Annotated in this window: 18 protein-coding genes; 10 read left to right on the forward strand and 8 right to left on the reverse strand. The window is 63.2% G+C overall.

Annotated features, from left to right (window positions below):
* Nucleotides 1-295: 295 nt before the first annotated feature.
* From IRZ77_RS05410 to IRZ77_RS05430, 5 genes are all read left to right on the forward strand, one after another.
* The gene (locus IRZ77_RS05410) at nucleotides 296-553 is read left to right on the forward strand and encodes a DUF2790 domain-containing protein (RefSeq protein WP_004375752.1); all 258 of its coding nucleotides are present in this window, start codon (nucleotides 296-298) and stop codon (nucleotides 551-553) included.
* A 261-nt stretch (nucleotides 554-814) separates the two neighbouring features.
* The gene (locus IRZ77_RS05415; RefSeq protein WP_196173062.1) at nucleotides 815-1,240 is read left to right on the forward strand and encodes a YybH family protein; all 426 of its coding nucleotides are present in this window, start codon (nucleotides 815-817) and stop codon (nucleotides 1,238-1,240) included.
* Nucleotides 1,241-1,284: 44 nt separating this feature from the next.
* A complete protein-coding gene (locus IRZ77_RS05420; RefSeq protein WP_196173064.1) occupies nucleotides 1,285-1,629 on the forward strand; it encodes a YciI family protein in 345 nt (114 codons plus the stop codon).
* Nucleotides 1,630-1,650: 21 nt separating this feature from the next.
* On the forward strand, nucleotides 1,651-2,136 hold the full coding sequence (locus IRZ77_RS05425; protein ID WP_046614686.1) for an SRPBCC family protein: 486 nt from the start codon (nucleotides 1,651-1,653) through the stop codon (nucleotides 2,134-2,136).
* Entirely contained in the window at nucleotides 2,136-3,374 is a 1,239-nt protein-coding gene (locus IRZ77_RS05430) for an RNA polymerase sigma factor (protein WP_135002387.1), read from the forward strand. Before IRZ77_RS05425 ends, IRZ77_RS05430 begins: the two co-directional genes overlap by 1 nt.
* Nucleotides 3,375-3,500: 126 nt before the next feature.
* On the opposite strand, the gene IRZ77_RS05435 is transcribed toward IRZ77_RS05430, so the two are convergent.
* Both IRZ77_RS05435 and IRZ77_RS05440 read right to left on the reverse strand, forming a co-directional pair.
* Nucleotides 3,501-3,971 (reverse strand): MaoC family dehydratase, encoded by a 471-nt coding sequence (locus tag IRZ77_RS05435; RefSeq protein ID WP_012273633.1) that lies wholly within the window; start codon nucleotides 3,969-3,971, stop codon nucleotides 3,501-3,503.
* A gap of 34 nt (nucleotides 3,972-4,005) precedes the next feature.
* Complete coding sequence (locus IRZ77_RS05440; RefSeq protein ID WP_046614684.1) at nucleotides 4,006-4,950, reverse strand: alpha/beta hydrolase; 945 nt, start codon at nucleotides 4,948-4,950, stop codon at nucleotides 4,006-4,008.
* Nucleotides 4,951-5,169: 219 nt separating this feature from the next.
* Between IRZ77_RS05440 and fadD2 the strand changes: the two genes are divergently transcribed.
* A complete protein-coding gene (gene fadD2 / locus IRZ77_RS05445) occupies nucleotides 5,170-6,858 on the forward strand; it encodes a long-chain-fatty-acid--CoA ligase FadD2 (protein ID WP_108481280.1) in 1,689 nt (562 codons plus the stop codon).
* 358 nt (nucleotides 6,859-7,216) lie between these two features.
* Nucleotides 7,217-8,914 (forward strand): long-chain-fatty-acid--CoA ligase FadD1, encoded by a 1,698-nt coding sequence (fadD1, locus tag IRZ77_RS05450; protein ID WP_046614682.1) that lies wholly within the window; start codon nucleotides 7,217-7,219, stop codon nucleotides 8,912-8,914.
* A 149-nt stretch (nucleotides 8,915-9,063) separates the two neighbouring features.
* Here fadD1 and IRZ77_RS05455 read toward each other — a convergent pair whose 3' ends face one another.
* Together IRZ77_RS05455 and IRZ77_RS05460 are read right to left on the reverse strand one after the other, a co-directional pair.
* A complete protein-coding gene (locus IRZ77_RS05455; protein ID WP_085602092.1) occupies nucleotides 9,064-10,371 on the reverse strand; it encodes an NAD(P)/FAD-dependent oxidoreductase in 1,308 nt (435 codons plus the stop codon).
* A 24-nt stretch (nucleotides 10,372-10,395) separates the two neighbouring features.
* Complete coding sequence (locus IRZ77_RS05460) at nucleotides 10,396-11,760, reverse strand: glutamine synthetase family protein (RefSeq protein ID WP_108481284.1); 1,365 nt, start codon at nucleotides 11,758-11,760, stop codon at nucleotides 10,396-10,398.
* 523 nt (nucleotides 11,761-12,283) lie between these two features.
* Between IRZ77_RS05460 and hrpA the strand changes: the two genes are divergently transcribed.
* Together hrpA and IRZ77_RS05470 are read left to right on the forward strand one after the other, a co-directional pair.
* Nucleotides 12,284-16,189 (forward strand): ATP-dependent RNA helicase HrpA, encoded by a 3,906-nt coding sequence (gene hrpA, locus IRZ77_RS05465; protein WP_196173066.1) that lies wholly within the window; start codon nucleotides 12,284-12,286, stop codon nucleotides 16,187-16,189.
* A 221-nt stretch (nucleotides 16,190-16,410) separates the two neighbouring features.
* Complete coding sequence (locus IRZ77_RS05470) at nucleotides 16,411-17,532, forward strand: beta-ketoacyl-ACP synthase III (RefSeq protein ID WP_196173068.1); 1,122 nt, start codon at nucleotides 16,411-16,413, stop codon at nucleotides 17,530-17,532.
* A gap of 200 nt (nucleotides 17,533-17,732) precedes the next feature.
* Here IRZ77_RS05470 and IRZ77_RS05475 read toward each other — a convergent pair whose 3' ends face one another.
* Nucleotides 17,733-18,977, reverse strand: a complete 1,245-nt coding sequence (locus tag IRZ77_RS05475) for a putative porin (RefSeq protein ID WP_015271304.1) — start codon at nucleotides 18,975-18,977, stop codon at nucleotides 17,733-17,735.
* A 263-nt stretch (nucleotides 18,978-19,240) separates the two neighbouring features.
* Here IRZ77_RS05475 and IRZ77_RS05480 point away from each other — a divergent pair, with 263 nt between their 5' ends.
* Entirely contained in the window at nucleotides 19,241-20,368 is a 1,128-nt protein-coding gene (locus IRZ77_RS05480; protein WP_085602125.1) for a GNAT family N-acetyltransferase, read from the forward strand.
* A gap of 76 nt (nucleotides 20,369-20,444) precedes the next feature.
* On the opposite strand, the gene IRZ77_RS05485 is transcribed toward IRZ77_RS05480, so the two are convergent.
* The 3 genes from IRZ77_RS05485 to IRZ77_RS05490 form a co-directional block, all read right to left on the reverse strand.
* Nucleotides 20,445-21,290 carry an IS3 family transposase gene (locus IRZ77_RS05485; protein ID WP_328315379.1) on the reverse strand — a complete coding sequence of 282 codons (846 nt, stop codon included), beginning with the start codon at nucleotides 21,288-21,290 and terminating at the stop codon, nucleotides 20,445-20,447.
* Nucleotides 21,287-21,646, reverse strand: a complete 360-nt coding sequence (locus tag IRZ77_RS26890; protein WP_051100362.1) for a transposase — start codon at nucleotides 21,644-21,646, stop codon at nucleotides 21,287-21,289. Before IRZ77_RS26890 ends, IRZ77_RS05485 begins: the two co-directional genes overlap by 4 nt.
* Nucleotides 21,647-21,746: 100 nt before the next feature.
* The gene (locus IRZ77_RS05490) at nucleotides 21,747-23,579 is read right to left on the reverse strand and encodes an ABC transporter ATP-binding protein (RefSeq protein ID WP_085602095.1); all 1,833 of its coding nucleotides are present in this window, start codon (nucleotides 23,577-23,579) and stop codon (nucleotides 21,747-21,749) included.
* Nucleotides 23,580-23,630 lie beyond the last annotated feature (51 nt).

Here is a 23,630-nt window from a genome sequence, read left to right on the forward strand (position 1 = left end):
TCGAACAGTATAAATTTTCAGAAATTGCTCGCCCTGCCCTGAAAGGTGGCCAGAGGCTCTGGCCCGATGTTTTGCGGTGAACTTGTCGCAGATTGTTGCATATCTGGCAAGGGTGAATGTCCGAGTTCGGGGTTCAACTATTCCAGGCCGGGAGTAGACTTTTACTCATCCCCACTGGCAGTACGAAGCGGGATCGGTACTTCGTGCCATCTTCACCGCAGATGGCAACTTCTCCGCGCCGGGCACGGCAATAGAAGTCAATCGATCAGCTTGAATGCTCAAAAGGCAGACTCACATGAAACCATTACTGATTCTTGCATTGGTCGGTATGTCCTCGTTCGCCCTCGCCGATGAGGCCAGACCCGTCTCCAGCGAGCCCGTCGCCCAGCAGTACGACTACTCCATGAACCTGGACATCAAGCGGGTGATCAACCTGTCGACCATCCCCAACGTCTGCGAAGTGGTACCTGCGACCATGACTTACGAAGACCACCAGGGCCAGGTGCACACCATTCAGTACCGGGCCATGGGTGAGGGGTGCCAGCAGGGTTGAGCCCGCCAAGGACCCGCCACAGCATTTTCAGCACCTGTGGGACCGAGCGCCGCCCGCGCGGCGCTCGGTCTCACAGGCGCCACATCACCCAAGGCATGCACCTTGTCGCCCCTATGCAATTCCCCGATATGCATTTCAAACCACAATCAACCCAGAATAATTTCCTCGACCTGTCGATTCCTCCGTCCCCCGTTCGACCATAGGTGAGAGCACGTTGCACCCCCGTGCCCAATCACCCATGACCTGTCGGAGGAACCCCCGATGAGCACCGCAGCCGAAACCGAGATCCGCCAATTGATCGAGCGCTGGATGCAGGCCGTGCGCGACCGCGACATCCCCAACATCGTCGCTCCCTATGCCGACGATATTGTCGCCTTCGATGCCATCCAGGCCCTGCAATTCAAAGGCAAGGCAACCTACCAGGCGCATTGGGAGATGTGCATGAACATGTGCCCCGGCCCGATGGTTTTCGAATTCGCTGAACTTACCGTGCATGCCGCTGGCGACCTGGCCCTGGCGCACTGGCTGAACCGCTGTGGCCCAGCGGACAACGAAAGCCAGTGCGGCTTCATGCGCGCCACCGTGGGCTATCGTCGTCAAGGTGGCCAGTGGCAGGTAATCCACGAACACTGGTCGGCGCCATTCGACATGGCAACTCAGAAAGCCCTGTTCGATCTCAAGCCCTGAGCCGTTATCGCCAAACGCACTTTGCCAATGCCCTGGAGGTGACCATGAAATACCTGTGCCTGGTCTATTGTGACGAGGGGCTGCTGCACAGCCTGCCCGACAGCCCGGAAGACGCCGAATGCATGGCGTATGCCGAATCCATCCAAGGCTCCGGGCGAATGCTGGCGGCCGAGGCGCTGAAGCCGGTGCAGTCCGCCACCACCGTGCGCGTGCGCAACGGGCACATGAGCCTGACCGACGGCCCGTTCGCCGAGACCAAGGAGCAACTGGCGGGCTTCTACCTGGTGGAAGCCCGCGACCTGAACGAGGCGCTGAACATCGCCAAGGGCATCCCCGCCGCGCGGGTCGGCAGTGTCGAGGTGCGGCCGGTGCGCGAACTGCAACCCTGACAGCAATGGAGACCTAACAGCATGAGCCTTGCACACCCCGCGCAAGCGCAACACGAGTTGTCCATCAGCCGCCTGATCGACGCGCCACCGGCCAAGGTGTTCCGCGCCTGGACCGAGCCCCAGTGGCTGATGCAGTGGTGGGGGCCGCACGGCATGACCACCCCGGAGTGCGAGATGCAGCTGTGGAGCGGTGGCCTGTTCCGCACCCTGATGCGGGCGCCGGATGGCAGCGAGTATCCGAACCAGGGCGTGTTCCTGGAAATCGCCGCGCCACGGCGTCTGGTGTTCACCGATGCCTTCGGCCCAGGCTGGGTACCTTCGGACAAGGCCTTCATGACTGCCGTGATCAGTTTTGACGAGGAGCAGGGCAAGACCCGCTACACCGCCCGCGCCTGGCACTGGAATGCCGCCGATTGCCGCGCCCATGAGGAAATGGGCTTCCACCAGGGTTGGGGAGAAAGCCTGGACCGCCTGGTGGAGGTGGTGACCCAGCGGATGCCCGACTGATGTCGGTACTGGCGCAGGTACGTGCCGAGGTCGAGGCGGTCTACCGGAGCGAGTCACGGCGCATCCTGGCGACACTGATCCGCCTTCTGGGTGATTTCGACCTGGCCGAGGAGGCCATGCACGATGCCTTCTTCATCGCCGTCGAGCGCTGGCAGCGCGACGGTATTCCCGATAACCCGCGGGCGTGGCTGGTGTCCACCGGCCGCTTCAAGGCCATCGATGCGTTGCGTCGACGGGCCCGATTCGACCGTTCCCAGGCAGACCTGAGCATGCTGCTCGACGGCCAGGCACAGGACCCCAGCGAGGAAGAACTGCTGGCTGACGACCGTCTGCGGCTGATCTTCACCTGCTGCCACCCGTCCTTGTCCGCCGATGCCCAGGTGCCGCTGACCCTGCGCGAAGTCTGCGACCTGACCACCGAGCAGATTGCCCGTGCATTCCTGCAGAGCCCGGCCACCATCGCCCAGCGCATCGTGCGCGCCAAGGCCAAGATCCGCGATGCCGGCATCCCTTATCAGGTGCCGGAGCTGAACGAACTGCCCGAGCGGCTGGAGAGCGTGCTGCGGGTGATCTACCTGGTGTTCAACGAGGGCTATTCGGCGTCGTCGGGCGAGGCGCTGTTGCAGCAGGAACTGAGCGACGAAGCCATTCGCCTGGCGCGGCTGCTGGTGCAGTTGCTGCCCGACCCGGAGGCGGTCGGCCTGCTGGCCTTGATGTTGCTGCAGGCGTCCCGGCAGCGGGCACGTACCGATGGCCGGGGCAACCTGGTATTACTGGAGCATCAGGACCGCAGCCTGTGGGACCGGCAACGCATCGTAGAAGGCTGCGAGCTGGTGCGCCAGGCCCTGCAAAGCCGGGCGTTTGGTGCCTATACCGTGCAAGCGGCGATTGCGGCGGTGCATGCCGAAGCGGCGACGGCAGCAGCGACCGACTGGGCGGAGATTGTCGGGCTGTATGACGTGCTGCAGCGGCATTGGCCGTCAGCAGTTGTGGAGCTGAACAGGGCCGTGGCGCTGGCGAAGCGGGATGGGCCGGAGGCTGGCCTGCGGGAGGTCGAAGGGATTCTGGCGCGGGGTGAACTGCTGGACTATCACCTGGCCCATGCGGCGCGGGCCGAGCTGTATTACCAGCTGGGGCATGTGGAGCAGGCGCGTGCGGCCTGGCGGCAGGCGCTGGCGCTGACCCGGCAGGAGCCGGAGCGCAGGCATATCGAGCGGCGGTTGCAGGCTATCGAATGATGTTTGCTTTACCGGCCTTATCGCCGGCAAGCCAGCTCCCACAGGGTCATCACAGGCTTGAACATTGTGGTGATCCGGTGGGAGCTGGCTTGCCGGCGATAGGGCCGGTGCTGCCTACATCACTTTTCAGCTAGCCACAAAATTCGGCGGCGAAACCAGTTCGACGGTCTGCTGCTTGCGCGGCGCCAGGATCTCGGCCTCGCCCTGGACCACCAGCTCATCATTCTGGTTGTACACATTGGTGGCGATGCGCACCTTGAACTTGGGCAGCTTCTCCAGGATTTCCAGGCGCACGGTCAGGGTATCGCCAATTTTGACCGGCTTCTGGAAGCTCATTTGCTGGCCCAGGTAGATGGTACCAGGGCCAGGCAGTGTGCAGGCCACTGCAGCACTGATCAGCGCGCCGCTGAACATGCCGTGGGCGATGCGCTCGCGGAACATGCTCTTGGCAGCGAACTCGGCGTCCAGGTGTACCGGGTTGTGGTCACCGGACATCGCGGCGAACAACTGGATGTCGCGTTCTTCGACGGACTTCTTGTACTCGGCCTTCTGGCCGACTTCGAGGGCTTCGTAAGGCGTGTTGGTGACCTGGGACATCGGGGCTTCCTTAAGCGGTAGGCGAGGGCGGCTATCATTCACTGCGCACAGGGCGGCCTAGAGCCAGTGCCTGTTCGAGCCAGCCGAGAATATCGGCGGTGACCTCGTCACGGTTGGTTTCGTTGAGTACTTCGTGTCGCGCCTCAGGATAGATGCGCAGCTGTACATGTCGATTGCCGGTCGCGCGCAGGGCGTCGACCAGGTGGGTGAGACGCTTGCCGGCACTGACCGGATCACATTCACCACCGATAACCAGCAGCGGCAGGTTCGGATCGATCTGCGCGAGGTTACTCGGCTGGCTGATCTGCGCCAAGCCTTGTAGCAGGTCGAGCCACAACTGGTTGCTGCAACGAAAGCCGCAGAGCGGGTCTTTGACGTACAGGTCGACCTGCGCCGGGTCGCGGCTGAGCCAGTCGAACGCCGTGCGGTTGGGCTTGAAGGCCTTGTTGAACGAGCCGAACGACAACCACTCGATCAGCGCGCTCTTGCCCAGCGGCCCCTGGCGCCAGGCTTCCAGCCGGGCAATCAGCCGCGCCACGCGGTACAGCGCCGCTGGCTGATAGTTGGAGCCGCTGAGGATCGCCCCATGCAGGCTGCCACTGTGGTGCAGCAGATAGGCCTGGGCGATGTAACTGCCCATGCTGTGGCCGAACAGGAACAGCGGCGTGCACGGGTACTGCTGGCCGATGTGCTGCGCCAGCAGCCCGAGGTCGTTGACCACGGCATTCCAGCCATGATGGCGGGCGAACAGGCCGAGGCTGCCCAGTTCGGCGGTGCGCCCATGGCCGCGTTGGTCGGCGGCGAACAGGGCAAAGCCGGCCTCGCTCAAGGCATGGCCCAGGTGCTGGTAGCGCCCGGCATGCTCGGCCATGCCGTGGGCCAGCAACACAACGGCTTTTACCGGTGTGGCTGGCAACCATTGGTGCACATACAGGCTGCAGTGCTCGCTGGCGGGCAGCCAGAAGGCGTCGTGAGGCATGGCGGGTCCTTGTGCGCACAGATACCCGAACAGTGTATGCACAACCGACCGGATTGCAGGAAGGGCACAAATAAGATTCACAATGTTAATGGCGGCACTTGGCGTATATGCCGCCTTGGGCTTACCTGCTAACGTCGGATCAACGCCTTTTCGCTTTCGGGCGGGCAGGTGAAAGGACTACAGGACTCACAGCAGGTCCAGGCAGAGGAACAATAATAAATGCAAGCCGACTTCTGGAATGACAAGCGCCCGGCGGGCGTACCTTCTACCATCGATATCAATGCCTACACCTCGGTCGTCGAGGTGTTCGAGCGCTCCTGCAAACGCTTCGCCGACCGCCCGGCCTTCAGCAACCTGGGCGTGACCCTGACCTACGCGGAGCTGGAGCGCCATTCGGCGGCCTTCGCCGCCTGGTTGCAGCAGCACACCGACCTCAAGCCGGGCGACCGCATCGCGGTGCAGATGCCCAACGTGCTGCAATACCCCATCGCCGTGTTCGGTGCCCTGCGCGCAGGCCTGATCGTGGTCAACACCAACCCGCTGTACACCGAGCGCGAGATGCGCCACCAGTTCAAGGACAGCGGTGCGCGTGCGCTGGTGTACCTGAACATGTTCGGCAAGCGCGTGCAGGAGGTGCTTCCCGATACCGGCATCGAGTACCTGATCGAGGCGAAGATGGGCGACTTGCTGCCCACCGCCAAGGGCTGGTTGGTCAACACGGTGGTCGACAAACTGAAGAAGATGGTACCTGCCTACCACCTGCCCCAGGCGGTGCAGTTCAAGCAGGTGCTGCGCCAGGGCCGCGAGTCGTCGCACAAGGCGGTGCCACTGAGCCTGGACGACATCGCCGTGCTGCAATACACCGGCGGCACTACCGGCCTGGCCAAGGGCGCCATGCTCACCCACGGTAACCTGGTGGCCAACATGCTGCAGGTGCTGGCCTGCTTCTCGCAGCACGGGCCGGACGGGCAGAAGCTGATCAAGGACGGCCAGGAAGTGATGATCGCGCCGCTCCCGCTGTACCACATCTATGCCTTTACCGCGAACTGCATGTGCATGATGGTCACCGGCAACCACAACGTGCTGATCACCAACCCTCGGGATATTTCCGGCTTCATCAAGGAGCTGGGCAAATGGCGTTTCTCCGCCTTGCTGGGCCTGAACACGCTGTTCGTCGCGCTGATGGACCACCCGGGCTTCCGTCAGCTCGACTTTTCGGCGCTGAAGGTCACCAACTCCGGCGGCACCGCGCTGGTCAAGGCCACGGCCGAACGCTGGGAGGCGCTTACCGGTTGCCGCATCGTCGAAGGCTACGGGCTGACCGAAACCTCTCCGGTGGCCAGCACCAACCCCTATGGCCAGCTGGCGCGTCTGGGCACGGTGGGCATCCCGGTGGCCGGCACCGCCTTCAAGGTGATCGACGATGATGGCAACGAGTTGCCGCTGGGCGAACGGGGCGAGCTGTGCATCAAGGGCCCGCAGGTGATGAAAGGCTACTGGCAGCAGCCCGAGGCCACGGCCCAGGCCCTGGATGCGGAGGGCTGGTTCAAGACCGGCGACATCGCGGTGATCGACCCGGACGGCTTCACCCGCATTGTCGATCGCAAGAAGGACATGATCATCGTCTCGGGTTTCAACGTGTACCCCAACGAGATCGAGGATGTGGTGATGGGGCATCCCAAGGTTGCCAACTGCGCTGCCATCGGCGTGCCGGACGAGCGCTCCGGAGAGGCGGTGAAGCTGTTCGTGGTGCCGCGCGAGGGCGGGCTGAGCGTGGATGAGCTGAAGGCCTACTGCAAGGCCAACTTCACCGGTTACAAGGTGCCCAAGCACATCGTGCTGCGCGAGTCGTTGCCGATGACGCCGGTGGGCAAGATCCTGCGGCGGGAGCTGCGCGACATAGCTTGATACCGAGTTGGCTTCTTCGCGGGCTTGCCCGCTCCCACAGGTACTGCACAGCATTCGAGAACTGTGAGGTCCCTGTGGGAGCGGGCAAGCCCGCGAATGCCGTGAAACCGCTCTAACAGGCTATTTATAGCCCGATCTGCGACATTTTGGATAATTACTCTAAAAATGACCTGTATTGTTCATTGAGTCATTTTTGTGACCGTGAGGCCTGTTTTGGCCTCTAGGCGACCCCAGGCAAAGCTGTTACTCTCGGCCCGCTTTCAGATGATCCGGTTTGCAACGAGCCGTCATCTCATATCAATAATAAGCGCATCGACGCGTGAATCGAACTTCGCTGTTGCTGAAGGAGTGGGCTTCCATGATCGAACATTTTTGGAAGGATAAGTACCCAGCCGGGATTACGGCGGAAATCAATCCTGACGAATTCCCCAATATCCAGGCGGTACTCAAGCAATCCTGCCAACGCTTTGCCGACAAACCGGCCTTTAGCAACCTGGGCAAGACTATCACTTATGGCGAGCTGTATGCGCTGTCGGGGGCGTTTGCCGCCTGGTTGCAGCAGCATACCGACCTCAAGCCGGGTGACCGAATTGCCGTGCAGCTGCCTAATGTACTGCAATACCCGGTGGCGGTCTTCGGTGCCATGCGTGCCGGGCTGATCGTGGTCAACACCAACCCGCTGTACACCGCACGGGAAATGGAACACCAGTTCAACGACTCCGGCGCCAAGGCCCTGGTGTGCCTGGCCAACATGGCCCACCTGGCCGAGAAGGTGGTGCCCAAGACCCAGGTCAGGCACGTCATCGTCACCGAAGTCGCCGACCTGCTGCCGCCGCTCAAGCGCCTGTTGATCAACAGCGTGATCAAGTACGTGAAGAAGATGGTGCCGGCCTACAATCTGCCGCGTGCCGTACGTTTCAACGATGCACTGGCGCTGGGCAAGGGCCAGCCGGTGACCGAGGCGAACCCACAGGCCAACGACGTGGCGGTGCTGCAGTACACCGGTGGTACTACCGGTGTGGCCAAGGGCGCGATGCTGACCCACCGCAACCTGGTGGCCAACATGCTGCAGTGCCGGGCGCTGATGGGCTCCAACCTGCACGAAGGCTGCGAAATCCTCATCACCCCGCTGCCGCTGTACCACATCTACGCCTTTACCTTCCATTGCATGGCAATGATGCTGATCGGCAACCACAACGTGCTGATCAGCAACCCGCGTGACCTGCCGGCCATGGTCAAGGAGCTGGGCAAGTGGAAGTTCAGCGGCTTCGTCGGCCTCAACACCTTGTTCGTTGCCTTGTGCAACAACGAGGCGTTCCGTGCTCTGGACTTCTCGGCGTTGAAGATCACCCTGTCCGGCGGCATGGCCTTACAGCTGAGCGTGGCCGAACGCTGGAAAGCCGTGACCGGCTGCGCCATCTGCGAAGGCTACGGCATGACCGAGACCAGCCCGGTGGCCGCGGTGAACCCGGCGGAAGCCAACCAGGTCGGCACCATCGGTATTCCGGTGCCGTCCACCCTGTGCAAGGTCATCGACGACAACGGCAACGAGCTGCCGCTGGGCGAGGTGGGCGAGTTGTGCGTCAAGGGCCCGCAGGTGATGAAGGGCTACTGGCAGCGCGAGGACGCCACCGCCGAGATCCTCGACAGCAATGGCTGGCTGAAGACCGGTGACATCGCCGTGATCCAGCCGGACGGCTACATGCGCATCGTCGACCGCAAGAAGGACATGATCCTGGTCTCGGGCTTCAACGTGTACCCCAACGAGCTGGAAGATGTGCTGGCGGCCTTGCCGGGCGTGCTGCAGTGCGCGGCTATCGGCGTGCCGGACGAGAAGTCCGGTGAAGTGATCAAGGTGTTCATCGTGGTCAAGCCGGGCATGACCGTGACCAAGGAACAGGTGATGGAGCACATGCGCGCCAACGTCACCGGCTACAAGGTCCCGCGCCAGATCGAGTTCCGCGATGCGCTGCCAACCACCAACGTGGGCAAGATCCTGCGCCGCGAACTGCGCGATGAAGAGCTGAAGAAACAGGGCTTGAAGAAGATCGCCTGATCAGAGCCCTGCACGCTCAGTGTGGGAGCGGCCTCGTGTCGCGAAAGGGCCGCGAAGCGGCCCCAGCAATTTCAGCATCACAGCTGAGACCCTGGGGCCGCTTTGCGGCCCTTTCGCGACACAAGGCCGCTCCCACAGAGACCGCGTAATCAGCGCAGTTTCTCCAGCATCTGGTAGTACCACATCCCCGCCGCCAGCAGCGGGTTGCCCAGCAAGTCCCCCATCGGCACCCGCACATGCTTGCACTGGGCAAAGGTGTCGAACTTCTCCAGCGTCCCGGTCAACGCCTCGGCCATGATCTCGCCCATGATGTGGCTGGTGGCAATCCCGTGCCCCGAATAACCCTGGCAATACCACACGTTGTCCGACAGCTTGCCCAGCTGCGGGATGCGGTTGACCACGATGCCCATGGCGCAGCTCCACTGGAACTCGATCGGCACGCCTTTCAACGCCGGGAAGGTGCGCTCGATGCACGGGCGCAGTTCGCCTTCGATATCCCGTGAATCACGGCCGGAATAGTTGGCGCCACCGCCGAACAACAGGCGCTTGTCGGCGGTCAGGCGGTAGTAGTCGAGGACGAAGCGGCAGTCGTACACCGCCAGGTCCTGCGGGTTGATCTGTTCGGCCAGTTCCCCCAGCGGCGCGGTGGTGACGATGCCGCCCATGGCCGGGAAAATCTTGCCCTTGAGCTGGCGCTTTTCCAGTTTGTGGTACACATCGCCGGCCAGCATCACCTGGCGCGCCTCGACCCGCCCGTGGGCAGTGACCACCGCCGGGCGCGGGCCGTGGACGATGTCCAGCACCTCGGAGTTTTCGAAAATCAGTGCCCCCAGGCCATGGGCGGCACGGGCCTCCCCCAAACACAGGTTGAGCGGGTGCAGGTGCAGGTTGCGCAGGTTCTTCAGAGCGCCCAGATACAGCGGGCTTTGCAGGTGCTCGGCGGTGCCATTGCGGTCCAGCAGTTGCACCTGCTCGCCCATGCCGCGCCGCCGGGCTTCGGCTTCGAATGCGCGCAGCTCCTCCATGTGCGAGGGCTTCATGGCCGCGTGCAGGTGTCCGTGCTTGAGGTCGCAGTCGATGCCGTACCGCGCCACGCGCTGCTCGATCACCTGGTGGCCGCGCCAACGCAAGTGCCAGATGAAGTCATCGACCTCGGCACCCAGGCGGTTGCGCATCTGTGAGCGCATGGCTTCGTCGCCCGACAGGCTGCCGGTGACCTGGCCGCCGTTGCGCCCGCTGGCACCCCAGCCGATGCGGTTGGTTTCGACGATGGCCACTTTCAGGCCACGTTCGGCCAGCTCCACCGCCGTGGCCACGCCGGTGAAGCCGCCGCCGATGATCGCCACATCCACCTGTACCGTGCCCTTGAGCTGCGGGTACTCGGTGTGGTCGTTGAGGGTGGCGCTGTAGTAGGACGGCGCGCGTTGCGCCGGGCCCTTGTTCAATGCTGCGTTCATGAGGGTTCCTTGTTATCTGGGGGCTCAGGCCTGGTGCAGGTACCAGCGCCAGTCCTGCTCGCTGACTTCGGCCATGAACTGGCGGTACTCGGCGCGCTTGACCTTCAGGTACACGCCAAGGAAGTCCTCGCCCAGTGCTTCGCGAGCCCAGCTGGAGTGCTGCAGGGCGTCGAGGGCCGTCAACCAGTCGGTGGGCAGGTGTTCGGTGGCCTGGGCATAGCCGTTGCCTTCCACCGGCGCGCCCGGGTCCATCTGTTCGCGGATGCCCCGATGGCTGGCGGCGAGGATCGCCGCAGCGGCCAGGTAGGGGTTGGCGTCGGCGCCGCAGATGCGGTGCTCCACATGCCGGCTGTTGGCTGGGCCGCCCGGTATGCGCAGGCTCACGGTGCGGTTGTCGACGCCCCAGGTCGGCGCCAGCGGGGCATAGCTGTTGGCCTGGAAGCGGCGGAACGAGTTGGCGTTGGGGCAGAACAGCAGCAGCGAATCGCGCAGGTGGCGCAGCATGCCGGCCACGGCCTGGCGCAGCAGCGGGGTGCCGGCCTTGTCCTCACTGGCGAACAGGTTGTTGCCGGCGCTGTCGGCCAGGCTCAGGTGCATGTGCATGCCGGTACCGGCCAGTTGCGCGAACGGCTTGGCCATGAAGCAGGCCTGCATGCCATGGGCATGGGCCACGCCCTTGACCAGGCGCTTGTAGCGCACGGCCTGGTCCATTGCCTGCAGGGCGTCGCCGTGCTCGAGGGTGATTTCCACCTGGCCGGGGGCGTATTCCGAAATCGCCGTGCGGGCCGGGATGCCCTGGGCCTTGCAGGCGGCGTAGAGGTCAGCGAGGAACGGCTCGATCTGCTCCAGTTCACGCAGGCCATACACCTGGGTGGTGCGTGGGCGGCCGCCGTCGTTGTCCAGCGCCGGTTGCGGGCGGCCCTGGGCATCAGGTTGCTGGTCGAGCAGGTAGAACTCCAGCTCGCAGGCCATCACCGGATGGTAGCCGTCGTCCTTCAGGGCTTCGATGGTACGCAGCAACACATGGCGCGGGTCGGCGATGCTGGCCGGCAGGCCCTCGCTTGGGTGCATGCTCACCTGCACCGCGGCGGTCGGCACCCGACGCCAGGGCAGGCGCACCAGGCTTCCTTCAAGCGGGTAGGCGCGGCAGTCGATATCGCCCACATCCCACACCAGGCCGGAGTTTTCCACGTCGTCGCCGTTCAGGGTCAGGCCAAGGATGGTGCTGGGCAGCGGCCGGCCGGTCTGGTAAACGGCCAGCAGTTCCTCGCGGTGCAGCAGTTTGCCGCGCGGCACGCCGTTGGCGTCGAGGATGAACAGTTCGAACAGTTCGATATCGGGGTTGTCGGCCAGAAAACGGCTGGCCTGCTCTACGGGTGCAAAGTGCATGATGGATTCGCTCACGGGCGCACGGAGCCACCGCGCATGCAGGCGGCCCGGCTGATTAAAACGGCCAGACGACGGCCGGGTTGGGTCAGGAAGGCGTGAGCGAGAAATCCGGTGGGCGTGCGTGACGGCAGTGCCAAAGGGCCCAGAAGGCGAGGATGATGTGGACCAGCGGATTTTCACCGGCACGGCGCCGGGCCTTCGGCAGCGAAGGGCGGGACAGCGGTGGGGCGATGGGCTGGGCGGGCGTCATGCCTTTGATACTCACATGCGGCGTAAGGTTGATTAAAGCAGTGAATGGCAACCTTTACATCGCGTTTGGCTAAACATATACGCTGTTGCAACTGGCCTCTTCGCGGGTTAACCCGCTCCCACAGGATCGCATCAAGGCTGAGACCTGTGGGAGCGGGTTTACCCGCGAAGAGGCCGGCACAGGCAGCAGAAAACCGGCAAATCTGCGACAATCGCGCATCCTTCGAATGCCGATCATGAAAAAGCAGGCCCACCTGCATCACTAAAAAGCCCCATGACTGACCACGCCATCGACAAACTGTTGCAAAACCTCGACCACGCCATGATCGCCGACCGCCATCGCCTGCGCCGGCAATTGCACGAACTGCGCAAGCGCCCCGACGAGGCGAAGCTGGCGCAGTGGGTGGAAAAGGTCCAGGCGTCCTGCGCCCAGGTCACCGCGCGCCAGCAGAGCGTGCCGACCGTGCGCTACGACGACAGCCTGCCCATCGCTGCCAAGCGTGACGAAATCAAGAAGGCCCTGGCCGAGCACCAGGTGCTGGTGATCGCCGGCGAAACCGGCTCGGGCAAGACCACCCAGTTGCCGAAGATCTGCCTCGAGCTGGGCCGTGGCAGCCATGGTTTGATCGCCCATACCCAGCCACGCCGGATCGCCGCCCGCAGCGTTGCCGCGCGGGTCGCCGAAGAGCTGGGCACGCCCCTGGGCGGGCTGGTTGGCTACCAGGTGCGCTTCGAGGACCAGAGCGACGCCAACACCTTGGTCAAGCTGATGACCGACGGCATTCTGCTGGCCGAAACCCAGCACGACCGTTTCCTCGAGCGCTACGACACGATCATCGTCGACGAAGCCCACGAGCGCAGCCTGAACATCGACTTCCTGCTCGGCTACCTGAAGACCCTGCTGCACCGCCGCCCGGACCTGAAGCTGATCATCACCTCGGCGACCATCGACCTGGAACGTTTCTCCAGGCACTTCGACGGCGCGCCGATCATCGAGGTGTCCGGGCGTACCTTCCCGGTGGAAACCTGGTACCGCCCACTGACCAGCGAGCAGGACGAGGAGGGCAACCAGATCGAGGACGACCTCACCGTCGACCAGGCAATCCTCGCCACGCTGGACGAGCTTGCGCACCACGAACGAAGCGAGGGCAAAGGCCCCGGCGATGTGCTGATCTTCCTGCCGGGCGAGCGGGAGATCCGTGATGCCGCCGAGATCCTGCGCAAGGCGCAACTGCGCCACACCGAGATCCTGCCGTTGTACGCGCGCCTGTCGCCGGCCGAGCAGCAGCGCATCTTCCAGCCACACACCGGGCGGCGTGTGGTGCTGGCCACCAACGTCGCGGAAACCTCGTTGACCGTGCCTGGCATCCGCTACGTGATCGACACCGGTACCGCGCGCATCAGCCGCTACAGCTACCGCGCCAAGGTCCAGCGCCTGCCCATCGAGGCCGTGTCGCAGGCCAGTGCCAACCAGCGTAAGGGCCGCTGTGGCCGGGTCGAGCCGGGCATCTGTGTGCGCCTGTACAGCGAAGAGGATTTCAACAGCCGGCCGGCGTTCACCGACCCGGAGATCCTGCGCACCAACCTGGCGGCAGTGATCCTGCAGATGCTGCACCTGCGCCTGGGCGCAATCGACGCTTTCCCGTTCATCGAGCCGCCGGATGGCAAGGCCATCAGCGACGGTTTCAACCTGTTGCAGGAGCTGTCGGCGGTCAACCGCGAAAACCAGCTGACGCCGATCGGCCGCCAGCTGGCGCGCCTGCCGATCGACCCACGGCTGGGCCGCATGCTGCTCGAAGGCGCCCGCCTGGGCAGCCTGCAGGAAGTGCTGATCGTCACCAGCGCACTGTCGGTGCAAGACCCTCGCGAACGCCCGCCGGAGCGCCAGCAGGCCGCCGACCAGGCGCACGCGCAGTGGAAGGACGTGGATTCCGACTTCGCCGCGCTGGTCAACCTGTGGCGTGGCTTCGAGGAACAGCGTCAGGCGTTGACCGCCAACCCGCTGCGCAACTGGTGCCGCAAGAACTTCCTGAACTACCTGCGCCTGCGCGAATGGCGCGATGCCCATCGCCAGTTGGCGCTGATCTGCCGTGATCTGCAGCTGACAGTGAACAAGGAGCCGTCCGACTACCCGAAAATGCACAAGGCCATTCTCAGTGGCCTGCTCAGCCAGATCGGCCAGAAGACCGAAGAGGGCGACTACCAGGGCGCCCGTCAGCGGCGCTTCTGGGTGCACCCGTCGTCGGGCCTGGGGCGCAAGCGCCCGCAGTGGGTGATGGCGGCCGAACTGGTCGAAACCACCAAACTGTACGCACGCATGGTGGCCAGGATCGAGCCGGACTGGATCGAGCCGCTGGCCGGCCACCTGGTCAAGAAGAACCACTTCGAGCCGCATTGGGAGAAGAAGCGCGGGCAGGTGGTGGCCTACGAGCAGATCACCCTTTATGGCCTGATCCTTGTCGGCCGTCGGCCGGTGCATTTCGGCCCGATCGACCCGGTCACCTCGCGCGAGCTGTTCATCCGCGAAGGCCTGGTGGGTGGCGAAATCCAGTCGCGAGCCAAGTGCCTGACGGCCAACAAGCGCCTGCTGGAAGAGCTCGACGAACTGGAGGCCAAAGCCCGCCGCCGTGACATCTTGGCCGACGAAGAGACGTTGTACGCCTTCTACGAAGCGCGTCTGCCGGCGGAAATTCACCAGACCGCGACCTTCGACAGCTGGTACCGCATGGGCAGCCAGAAGGACGCCAACCTGCTGATCATGCGCGAGGAAGACGTGCTGGCCCGCGAGGCCAGCGAAGTCACCGCCGCGCAGTACCCCGACAGCATGCAGGTGGGCGAGCTGCGCCTGCCGCTGAGTTACCACTTCGAGCCTGGCCACCCCCGCGATGGCGTGACCGTGCGGGTGCCGGCACCGCTGCTGCCGAGCCTGCCGGGCGAGCGCCTGGAATGGCTGGTGCCGGGCCTGCTGGAAGCCAAGTGCGTGGCGCTGGTGCGCAACCTGCCCAAGGCCCTGCGCAAGAACTTCGTGCCGGTCCCGGACTTCGTCAAGGCCTCGCTGGCGCGCATGACCTTCGGCCAGGGCGCATTGCCGCAGGCCTTGGGCCAGGAGCTGCTGCGCATGACCGGCGCCCGTGTGCCCGACGAGGCCTGGGACGAGTCGGTCAACCTGGTGGAAGGCCACCTGCGCATGAACATCGAAGTGGTCGATGGCCAGGGCAAGTTCCTGGGTGAAGGCCGCGACCTGGCCGAGCTGACCGCGCGCTTTGCCGCCGCCAGTCAGGCAGCGTTGGCCGTGCCGCGTGACGCCAAGAGCGAGCAGCCGGTGCAGGCCAAGGCTTTCAGCGAGGTGAAGCAGACCGCGCAGCAGAAGATCGCCGGCCTGTCGATGACCGTGTACCCGGCGCTGGTGGAAGAGGGCGGCACCGTGCGCGAAGGGCGCTTCTCGACCCAGGCCGAGGCCGAGTTCCAGCACCGCCGCGCCTTGCAGCGCTTGTTGCTGCAGCAGCTGGCCGAGCCGGCCAAGTACCTGCGTGGCAAGCTGCCTGGGCTGACCGAGCTGGGCCTGCTGTACCGTGAAATGGGTCGGGTCGAGGCGCTGGTCGAGGACATTCTGCTGGCAAGCCTGGACAGCTGCATCCTCGAAGGCGAACAGCCGCTGCCACGCGACGGTGCGGCACTGGCTGGCCTGGCCGAGCGCAAGCGCGGCAGCTGGGCCGAGCATGCCGAGCGCCTGGCACGGCAGACATTGGAAGTGCTGAAGCTGTGGCATGGGCTGCAGAAGCGCTTCAAGGGCAAGATCGACCTGAGCCAGGCGGTGGCGCTGAACGACATCAAGCAACAGCTCGGCAACCTGGTGTACCCGGGCTTCGTGCGCGAGACCCCTGTGGGCTGGTTCAAGGAGCTGCCGCGTTACCTCAAGGCGGTGGAACTGCGCCTGGAGAAGCTGGGTTCGCAGGTGCAGAAGGACCGTGTGTGGAGCGGCGAGCTGGCCAACCTGTGGGCGCAGTACAAGGCCCGTGCCGACAAGCATGCCCAGGAAGGCAAGCGCGATGAGCAACTGACGGTGTACCGCTGGTGGCTGGAGGAATATCGGGTGTCGTTGTTTGCCCAGCAGTTGGGGACCAAGGTGCCGATTTCGGACAAGCGATTGAGCAAGCAATGGAGCCAGGTGGAGGGCTAAACTTCCACAGTTGTGGCAATATTGACGCAATTTGGGGCCGCCTGGCGGCCCCTTCGCAGGTATAGCAGTGTCCTCAGGGAGCGGTGCGATCCCTGTGGGAGCGGGCATGCCCGCGAACGAGGGTACAGACCTCGCCTTTAAATTGGCACTAAAGTGCCATTAACCTGTCATGTTTCCCAGCCAGCGCCCCGTGGCGATGGCCTTTGACCAGAGGAACGACCGTGCATAACGTCGTGATCAGCGGCACCGGCCTGTACACCCCGGCCCAGAGCATTTCCAACGAAGAACTGGTAGCGTCCTTCAACACCTGGTCGCAGCAGTTCAACCAGGACAACGCCGCCGCCATCGAGCGCGGTGAAATCGAGGCGGCGCCGTTGTCCGATGCGGCCTTCATTGAAAAGGCCTCGGGCATCAAGAGCCGCTTCGTCATGGACAAGGCCGGCATCCTCGACCCGCAGCGCATGAAACCGCGCCTGCCCGAGCGCTCCAACGACGAACCGTCGGTGCTCTGCGAAATGGCTGTCGCCGCCGCCCGCCAGGCCCTGGAGCGCGCCGGTCGTACAGCGGCCGATGTCGATGGGGTGATCGTCGCCTGCTCCAACTTGCAGCGCCCGTACCCGGCCATCGCCATCGAAGTGCAGCAGGCGCTGGGCATCCAGGGCTTTGCCTTCGACATGAACGTGGCCTGCTCGTCCGCCACTTTCGGCATCCAGACCGCCGCCAACAGCGTGGCCCAGGGCCAGGCGCGCGCGGTGCTGATGGTCAACCCGGAGGTATGCACCGGCCACCTGAACTTCCGTGACCGCGACAGCCACTTCATCTTTGGTGATGCCGCCACCGCGGTGTTGCTCGAGCGTGCCGACAAGGCCACCTCGGCGCATCAGTTCGAGATCGTCAGCAGCAAGCTGTGGACCGAGTTCTCCAACAATATCCGTAACAACTTCGGCTTCCTCAACCGCGCGGCGGAAGAGGGCGAGGGTGCGGCGGACAAGCTGTTCATCCAGGAAGGCCGCAAGGTGTTCCGCGAGGTGTGCCCGAAGGTGGCCGAGCTGATCGGTGAGCACCTGCAGGAAAACGGGCTGCAGCCAAGCGATGTAAAACGCTTCTGGCTGCATCAGGCCAACCTCAGCATGAACCACCTGATCGTCAAGAAGCTGCTGGGGCGTGAAGTGGCCGAGGAAGACGCACCGGTGATTCTCGACCGTTACGCCAACACCAGTTCGGCGGGGTCGGTGATTGCCTTCCACCTGTACCAGGACGACCTGGCCAAGGGCTCGCTGGGCGTGTTGAGCTCGTTTGGTGCGGGGTATTCGATTGGTAGCGTGATCCTGCGCAAGCGCTGATTTATCTGGCGCCTGTACCGGCCTCTTCGCGGGCTTGCCCGCTCCCACAGGTACTCCACAGTTTTCAAGAGCTGTGGTGATTCTGTGGGAGCGGGCGAGCCCGCGAAGAGGCCGGCGCATTTCTGCCAGGCAAGAAAAAGCGGGAAATGCCGGATGGGGTCGGCATTTCCCGCTTCAGGTGAAACAGTGCAGGGTGTCGCTTAGAACTTGGCTTCCAGGTCGACCTGCAGGGTATCTACATCGGCATCGCTGTTGGGCAATTGCGACAGGTCGGTCTTGGCCATCAGGTAGGCAGCGCCCAGAGAGAAGTTCTTGTCGATTTCATACCCGACCTTGAACTTGTGCCCGCGCGAACCGGTAAAGCCGTTGCCAAAGTCAGAGTCGGTGAACAGGCTGACCACGGCGTTACGCTGCACATCGCGGTAGTTGTAGTCCAGGCTCCAGGCGCCGACTTTGGTTTTCAAGCCCGCCAACCAGGCCTGGTCTTCCCCATCGGTGCTTTCGGTGTTTTTCACATACTGGCCGTAAGCAGAGAGCGGGATGGCAAAGCCGGTGAAGTCCAGCTGGCCGAAGCCTTCCACGAGGTTGAACTCGTTGGTGGTGTTGCCGAACGACTGCAGGATGGTGGCTTCCTTGTCGTTGTCGTAGCCATAGATACTGGCACCTACGGTCAGCTTGAGCACATCGGCCGGGGCGAATTTGGCGCCCAACTGGCCGTGATAGACCTGTGCGTCATGCTTGTATTGCACGCCGTCGCCATCGACGTTGTCCTTGAGGGTGTACTGACCGGCGCTGGCGAACACCTCGGCCCCGCCCAGGTCGGTCTTGTAGGTGGCTGCCACGCCTTCCGGGTTGATGTCGCTATCCCAGATGATGTCGCCCATGCTCACCCACGGCTGCGCCATCTTGCCGCCGATCAGGTGCAGGTTGGGAACTGCAGTCGGGTGCCAGTCGAGGTAGGCCTGATCGACCCACAGCGACTTCTTGTCGAAGTAGTTGTCGAAGCTCTGGTTGGTCGAACGGCGGTCGGCACTGCTGCCGGTGGCGATACGGATGCCCGCGTCTACCTGCGGGTTGATTTCGCTGTAGAAGCCGACACGGGCACGCACGCGCTGGCGGTCCTGGTTGCCGCTGCTGCTGTTAGGGTCGTCGACGTTGACGTCTTCGTAACGCAGGCGCACATCGCCCTTGACCTGGGTCTTGGCGGCCCATGCCACTTTCTGTTCAAAGGAGCTCATCCGTTCGGATTGCGCTTTCTGAGCGGCCTTTTCCTTGGTTTCTTGAGCCAGGTCCGCCTGCAGTTCGTTGTACTGCGCCTGGTTGATCGAGCCGTTGGCGCGGAGCATTTCGAGCAGCTTGGCGTCGACAGCTGCACTGGCCGGAGTACTCAGAGCCAGCATCATGCCGGTGAGGCTCACTCCGGTAAGTGTAGAAACAAGACGCATAAGGTTCTCCCTGTTGAATGAGATGGGGGAGGCTCAAGCGCCCGCCCCTGTGTTGGCATGTCTTCGGAAAGGGCCTGAATAGACAGGTTCTGGGGTTCCGGAAAACAGGCGCAAGTATTGCGGGGGCGAATGACAGATTAATGTCGAATTAGTGGCACTGCGGTTAAGTAATTGAGAATGAAAGGATCTGTGCCGGCTATCGTGATTTGAGTGGCGGGCCTTCCTTGGGGATACTGGGTACCTTGAAACAGCGAGCCAAAACCGTGACCAGCCTGTACAGCCTTGCCCATTTGCGTGATCTACCGGCGGCCACCTGGGATGCCCTGGTGCCGGCCGGCCAGCCGTTCCTGCGCCATGCGTTCCTCAGCGCCATGGAGGACAGCGGCAGCGTTGCGCGCAACACCGGCTGGGCCGCCGAGCACCTGGTGCTGGAGCGTGACGGGCAGGTACGGGCGCTGCTGCCGGCGTACCGCAAATGGCACTCGTTCGGTGAGTACGTGTTCGACCATGGCTGGGCCGATGCCTGCGAGCGGGCCGGCATTGCCTACTATCCCAAGCTGCTCGGTGCCGTGCCGTTCAGCCCGGTCAGCGGCCCGCGCCTGCTTGCCGCCGACACAGCCGATGGCTTGCTGATGCTGCAGGCCTTGCCGGAGTACCTGGGCAAGGGCGGGCTGTCTGGCGCGCATATCAATTTCACCGAGCCGGCGCTGGACGAACAGCTGGCCGGCCAGCCGGGCTGGATGGAGCGCCTGGGTTGCCAGTTTCATTGGCGCAACAACGGCTACCGCGACTTCCAGGATTTTCTCGACAGCCTGAGTTCGCGCAAGCGCAAGCAGATGCGCAAGGAGCGTGAACAGGTGGCCGGGCACGGTATTGAATTCCGCTGGTACCGTGGGGGTGAACTGGATGAGGCGCAGTGGGATTTCGTCTACCGCTGCTATGCCAATACCTACGCGGTGCGCCGCCGAGCGCCCTACCTGACGCGCGAGTTCTTCAGCCTGCTGGCCGAGCGCATGCCCGAGGCCTTGCGCGTGGTGATGGCGCGGCAGGGGGGCCGTGATGTGGCCATGGCCCTTAGCCTGGTGGGGGGCGACAGCCTGTTCGGCCGCTACTGGGGGTGCCTGGATGAATTCGACCGGCTGCATTTCGAAACCTGTTTCTATCAGGGCATGGACTTTGCCATTGCCGAAGGGCTGCAGCGTTTCGATGCAGGGGCGCAGGGGGAGCACAAGCTGATTCGTGGGTTCGAGCCAGTACTGACGCGGTCGTGGCACTACCTGCTGCACCCGGGGTTGCGGCGGGCGGTGGAGGATTTTCTGGTGCAGGAGCGGGAAGGGGTGCGGGCCTATGCCGAGGAGGCCCGGGGGATGTTGCCCTATCGCCGGGACTGATCCATTCATATTGCCTGTGCCGGCCCTTTCGCGGGTGAACTGATCTGGTCAAGTAATTTTGGACACCGGTTAAGGTTTATGCCGCTGCCCTCAGTTTTTCCTCCATGGCTACGGGGGTCTCGTATCCGTTGTAGCTGTGGAGACGTTTGAGGTTGTAGCGCACCAGATAAGCCATGATGTCGGCCTTAGCCTCAGCTTCGGATTCATAGCCTCCTGCCGGCATCCACTCTGATTTCAACGCCCCAAAAAATCGCTCCATGGCAGCGTTGTCCCAGCATTGGCCGCGGTGGCTCATGCTTTGTTTCAAGCGGTATTCTTCAAGCACAGCCCTGAATTTATGGCTGGTGTACTGGCAGCCTTGATCTGAATGAAACATCACGCCCGCAGGTTTGCCCCTGGACTCAGACGCCATACGCAGCGCGTCACAGGCCAACCTGGCATCGGCAGTCATTGAAAACGCCCAGCCCAGAACTCGGCGTGCGTACAAGTCGATTACTGCGGCCAAGTACAGCCAGCGCCTGCCAACCTGGATGTAAGTCACATCCCCACACCAAACCTCGTTGATAGTCGAAACTTTGAAGTTTCGCTTCAGTTGGTTTTCCGCAATCAGTGCTTCTGTACCTGATGAGCGATACCGATGCGGCCTGCGCTGCCGGCATTTCAGGCCAGCCTCACGCATAAGCGCGCGCACTTTGTAACGCCCGACTTCATGGCCTTCACGCCGTAGCTCCTGCATCAGAGTGCGTGATCCTGCGGAGCCTCGAGACGCATTGAAAAGGTTGATTACACGCGAACGTAGAGCATCCCTCTCAGGATTTTCACGCCCTTGGCGTTTGCGCCATGCATAGAAACTACTGCGCTTGACCCCAAGCACGCGACAGCAGTCGACAACACCGTAATGCTCACTCAGCTCGTTGATCAGCGAGAACGATCTTTGGAGTCCCGAAGCAGGAGAGCACTGGCCTTTTTTAGGATTTCGATATCCCGATCCTTTTGACGAACCAGGCTTTCCAGCTCCTCGATTCGTCGCTGCTCCGGGGTAATAGCCTTTGCACCAGCCGGAACTTTCCCCTCTCTCTCCTGCCGTACCTGGTCAACCCACCGGCGAAGAGCTGTGCGGCCAATCCCGAGGATTTCACATACCTCAGGAACTGACTGGCCACCGTCCAGCACCATTTCAGCTGCTTGGATTTTGTGTTCTTTCGAATAAGATTTTCGCACTGATTTTGCCTCCAATTGGGCGCCATCATAGCGCCCGAAGAAGGTGTCCAAAATCATTAGGCCAGTTCAAACCCGCTCCCACAGGTACTGCACAGACCGTGAAATTTGTGCGGTCCCTGTGGGAGCGGGTTCACCCGCGAAGAGGCCAGTACAGGAATCAGTCCACCCCGACAAACCCCCCCGTCTGGTGATGCCACAACCGGGCATACAAGCCTTGCTGCTCCAGCAGTTCACTGTGGCTGCCAATTTCTACAATCCGCCCCTTGTCCAGCACCACCAGCCGGTCCATCCGCGCAATGGTGGAAAGCCGGTGGGCAATGGCGATCACTGTCTTGCCCTGCATCAGCGTCTCCAGGCTTTCCTGGATCGCTGCCTCCACCTCCGAATCCAGCGCCGAAGTGGCCTCGTCCATGATCAGGATCGGTGCATTCTTCAATAGCACCCGGGCAATCGCGATACGCTGGCGCTGGCCACCCGACAGCTTGACCCCGCGCTCGCCCACATGGGCATCGAAACCGGTGCGCCCTTGGGCGTCCGACAGTTGCGGGATGAACTCGTCGGCGCGGGCCCGCCGCACCGCTTCATGCAGCGCCGCCTCGCTGGCACCGGGGCGGCCATACAGCAGATTGTCGCGGATCGAGCGGTGCAGCAGCGAGGTGTCCTGGGTGATCATGCCGATCTGCGCGCGCAGGCTGGCCTGGCTCACTTCGGCAATGTCCTGGCCGTCGATGAGGATGCGCCCGCCCTGCACGTCATACAGCCTCAGCAGCAGGTTGACCAAGGTCGACTTGCCTGCCCCGGACGGGCCGATCAGGCCGATCTTCTCACCCGGGCGGATGTCCAGGTTGAGCCCTTCGATCACGTTGGCGGCCTTGCCGTAATGGAAGTCCACATCATCGAAGCGTACCGCACCGCGGCTTACCTTGAGCGCCGGTGCGTTGGGCCGGTCGGCGACGGTAACCGGCTGGGCGATGGTCTGCAGGCCGTCCTGGACCATGCCGATATTTTCGAAGATACCGTTGACCACCCACATGATCCAGCCCGACATGTTGACGATACGGATCACCAGGCCGGTGGCCAGGGCGATGGCGCCGACGGTGATCAGCGACTGGCTCCACAGCCACAGTGCCAGACCGGTGGTTGTGACCACCAGCAGGCCATTGAGGGTCGTGATGACCACGTCCATGCTGGTGACCACGCGTGCGGCCAGCTGGGTTTTCTCTGTCTGTTCACGGATCGCTTCGCGGGCGTATTGCTGCTCGAAGTCGGTATGGGCGAACAGCTTGAGGGTGGCGATGTTGGTGTAGCCGTCGACGATGCGCCCCATCAGCTTGGAGCGGGCGTCGGAGGAAATCACCGAACGTTCCTTCACCCGGGGGACGAAGTAGAACAGCGCGGCGATGTAGCCGGCGATCCACAGCAACAGTGGCAGCATCAGGCGCCAGTCGGCTTCGGCGAACAGCACCAGCGAAGTGATGGCGTAGATCAGCACGTGCCATAGCGCATCCACGGCCTGCACGGCGGAGTCGCGCAGCGAGTTGCCGGTCTGCATGATGCGCTGGGCGATGCGCCCGGCGAAGTCGCTCTGGAAGAAGTTGAGGCTCTGCTTGAGCACATAGGTGTGGTTCTGCCAGCGGATCAGGCTGGTCATGCCGGGGTTGATGGTCTGGTGCACCAGCAGGTCGTGCAGGCCGAAGAACACCGGCCGCAGAAGCAGGATCACTACCAGCATCCAGATCAGCTCGCCGCTGTGTTCGCTGAAGAAATTGGCATTGGGCGTGCCCTGGGCCAGGTCGATGATGCGGCTGAGGTAGCTGAACATCGCCACCTCGATCAGCGAGGCGACCAGGCCCACCACCAGCAGGGCGACAAAGCTCGGCCACACCTGGCGCAGGTAGTACAGGTAGAACGGCCAGACCTGGCCGGGTGGCGACTCGCTGGGCGCGTCGCGGAAGATATCGATCAGTTGCTCGAAACGGCGGTACAGCATGGGTGACGACACTCCTGTTTCATCCGACCCTCAGGCGGTTTCACGTCCCTG

This window comes from Pseudomonas pudica, assembly GCF_015680405.1.
In the GTDB taxonomy this organism is placed as follows: Bacteria; Pseudomonadota; Gammaproteobacteria; order Pseudomonadales; family Pseudomonadaceae; genus Aquipseudomonas; species Aquipseudomonas pudica.

Coding starts and splice junctions, on each gene's coding strand:
- IRZ77_RS05410 (WP_004375752.1), top strand. CDS start 296: ATGAAACCATTACTGATTCTTGCATTGGTCGGTATGTCCTCGTTCGCC.
- IRZ77_RS05415 (WP_196173062.1), top strand. CDS start 815: ATGAGCACCGCAGCCGAAACCGAGATCCGCCAATTGATCGAGCGCTGG.
- IRZ77_RS05420 (WP_196173064.1), top strand. CDS start 1,285: ATGAAATACCTGTGCCTGGTCTATTGTGACGAGGGGCTGCTGCACAGC.
- IRZ77_RS05425 (WP_046614686.1), top strand. CDS start 1,651: ATGAGCCTTGCACACCCCGCGCAAGCGCAACACGAGTTGTCCATCAGC.
- IRZ77_RS05430 (WP_135002387.1), top strand. CDS start 2,136: ATGTCGGTACTGGCGCAGGTACGTGCCGAGGTCGAGGCGGTCTACCGG.
- IRZ77_RS05435 (WP_012273633.1), bottom strand. CDS start 3,971: ATGTCCCAGGTCACCAACACGCCTTACGAAGCCCTCGAAGTCGGCCAG.
- IRZ77_RS05440 (WP_046614684.1), bottom strand. CDS start 4,950: ATGCCTCACGACGCCTTCTGGCTGCCCGCCAGCGAGCACTGCAGCCTG.
- fadD2 (WP_108481280.1), top strand. CDS start 5,170: ATGCAAGCCGACTTCTGGAATGACAAGCGCCCGGCGGGCGTACCTTCT.
- fadD1 (WP_046614682.1), top strand. CDS start 7,217: ATGATCGAACATTTTTGGAAGGATAAGTACCCAGCCGGGATTACGGCG.
- IRZ77_RS05455 (WP_085602092.1), bottom strand. CDS start 10,371: ATGAACGCAGCATTGAACAAGGGCCCGGCGCAACGCGCGCCGTCCTAC.
- IRZ77_RS05460 (WP_108481284.1), bottom strand. CDS start 11,760: ATGCACTTTGCACCCGTAGAGCAGGCCAGCCGTTTTCTGGCCGACAAC.
- hrpA (WP_196173066.1), top strand. CDS start 12,284: ATGACTGACCACGCCATCGACAAACTGTTGCAAAACCTCGACCACGCC.
- IRZ77_RS05475 (WP_015271304.1), bottom strand. CDS start 18,977: ATGCGTCTTGTTTCTACACTTACCGGAGTGAGCCTCACCGGCATGATG.
- IRZ77_RS26890 (WP_051100362.1), bottom strand. CDS start 21,646: ATGATTTTGGACACCTTCTTCGGGCGCTATGATGGCGCCCAATTGGAG.
- IRZ77_RS05490 (WP_085602095.1), bottom strand. CDS start 23,579: ATGCTGTACCGCCGTTTCGAGCAACTGATCGATATCTTCCGCGACGCG.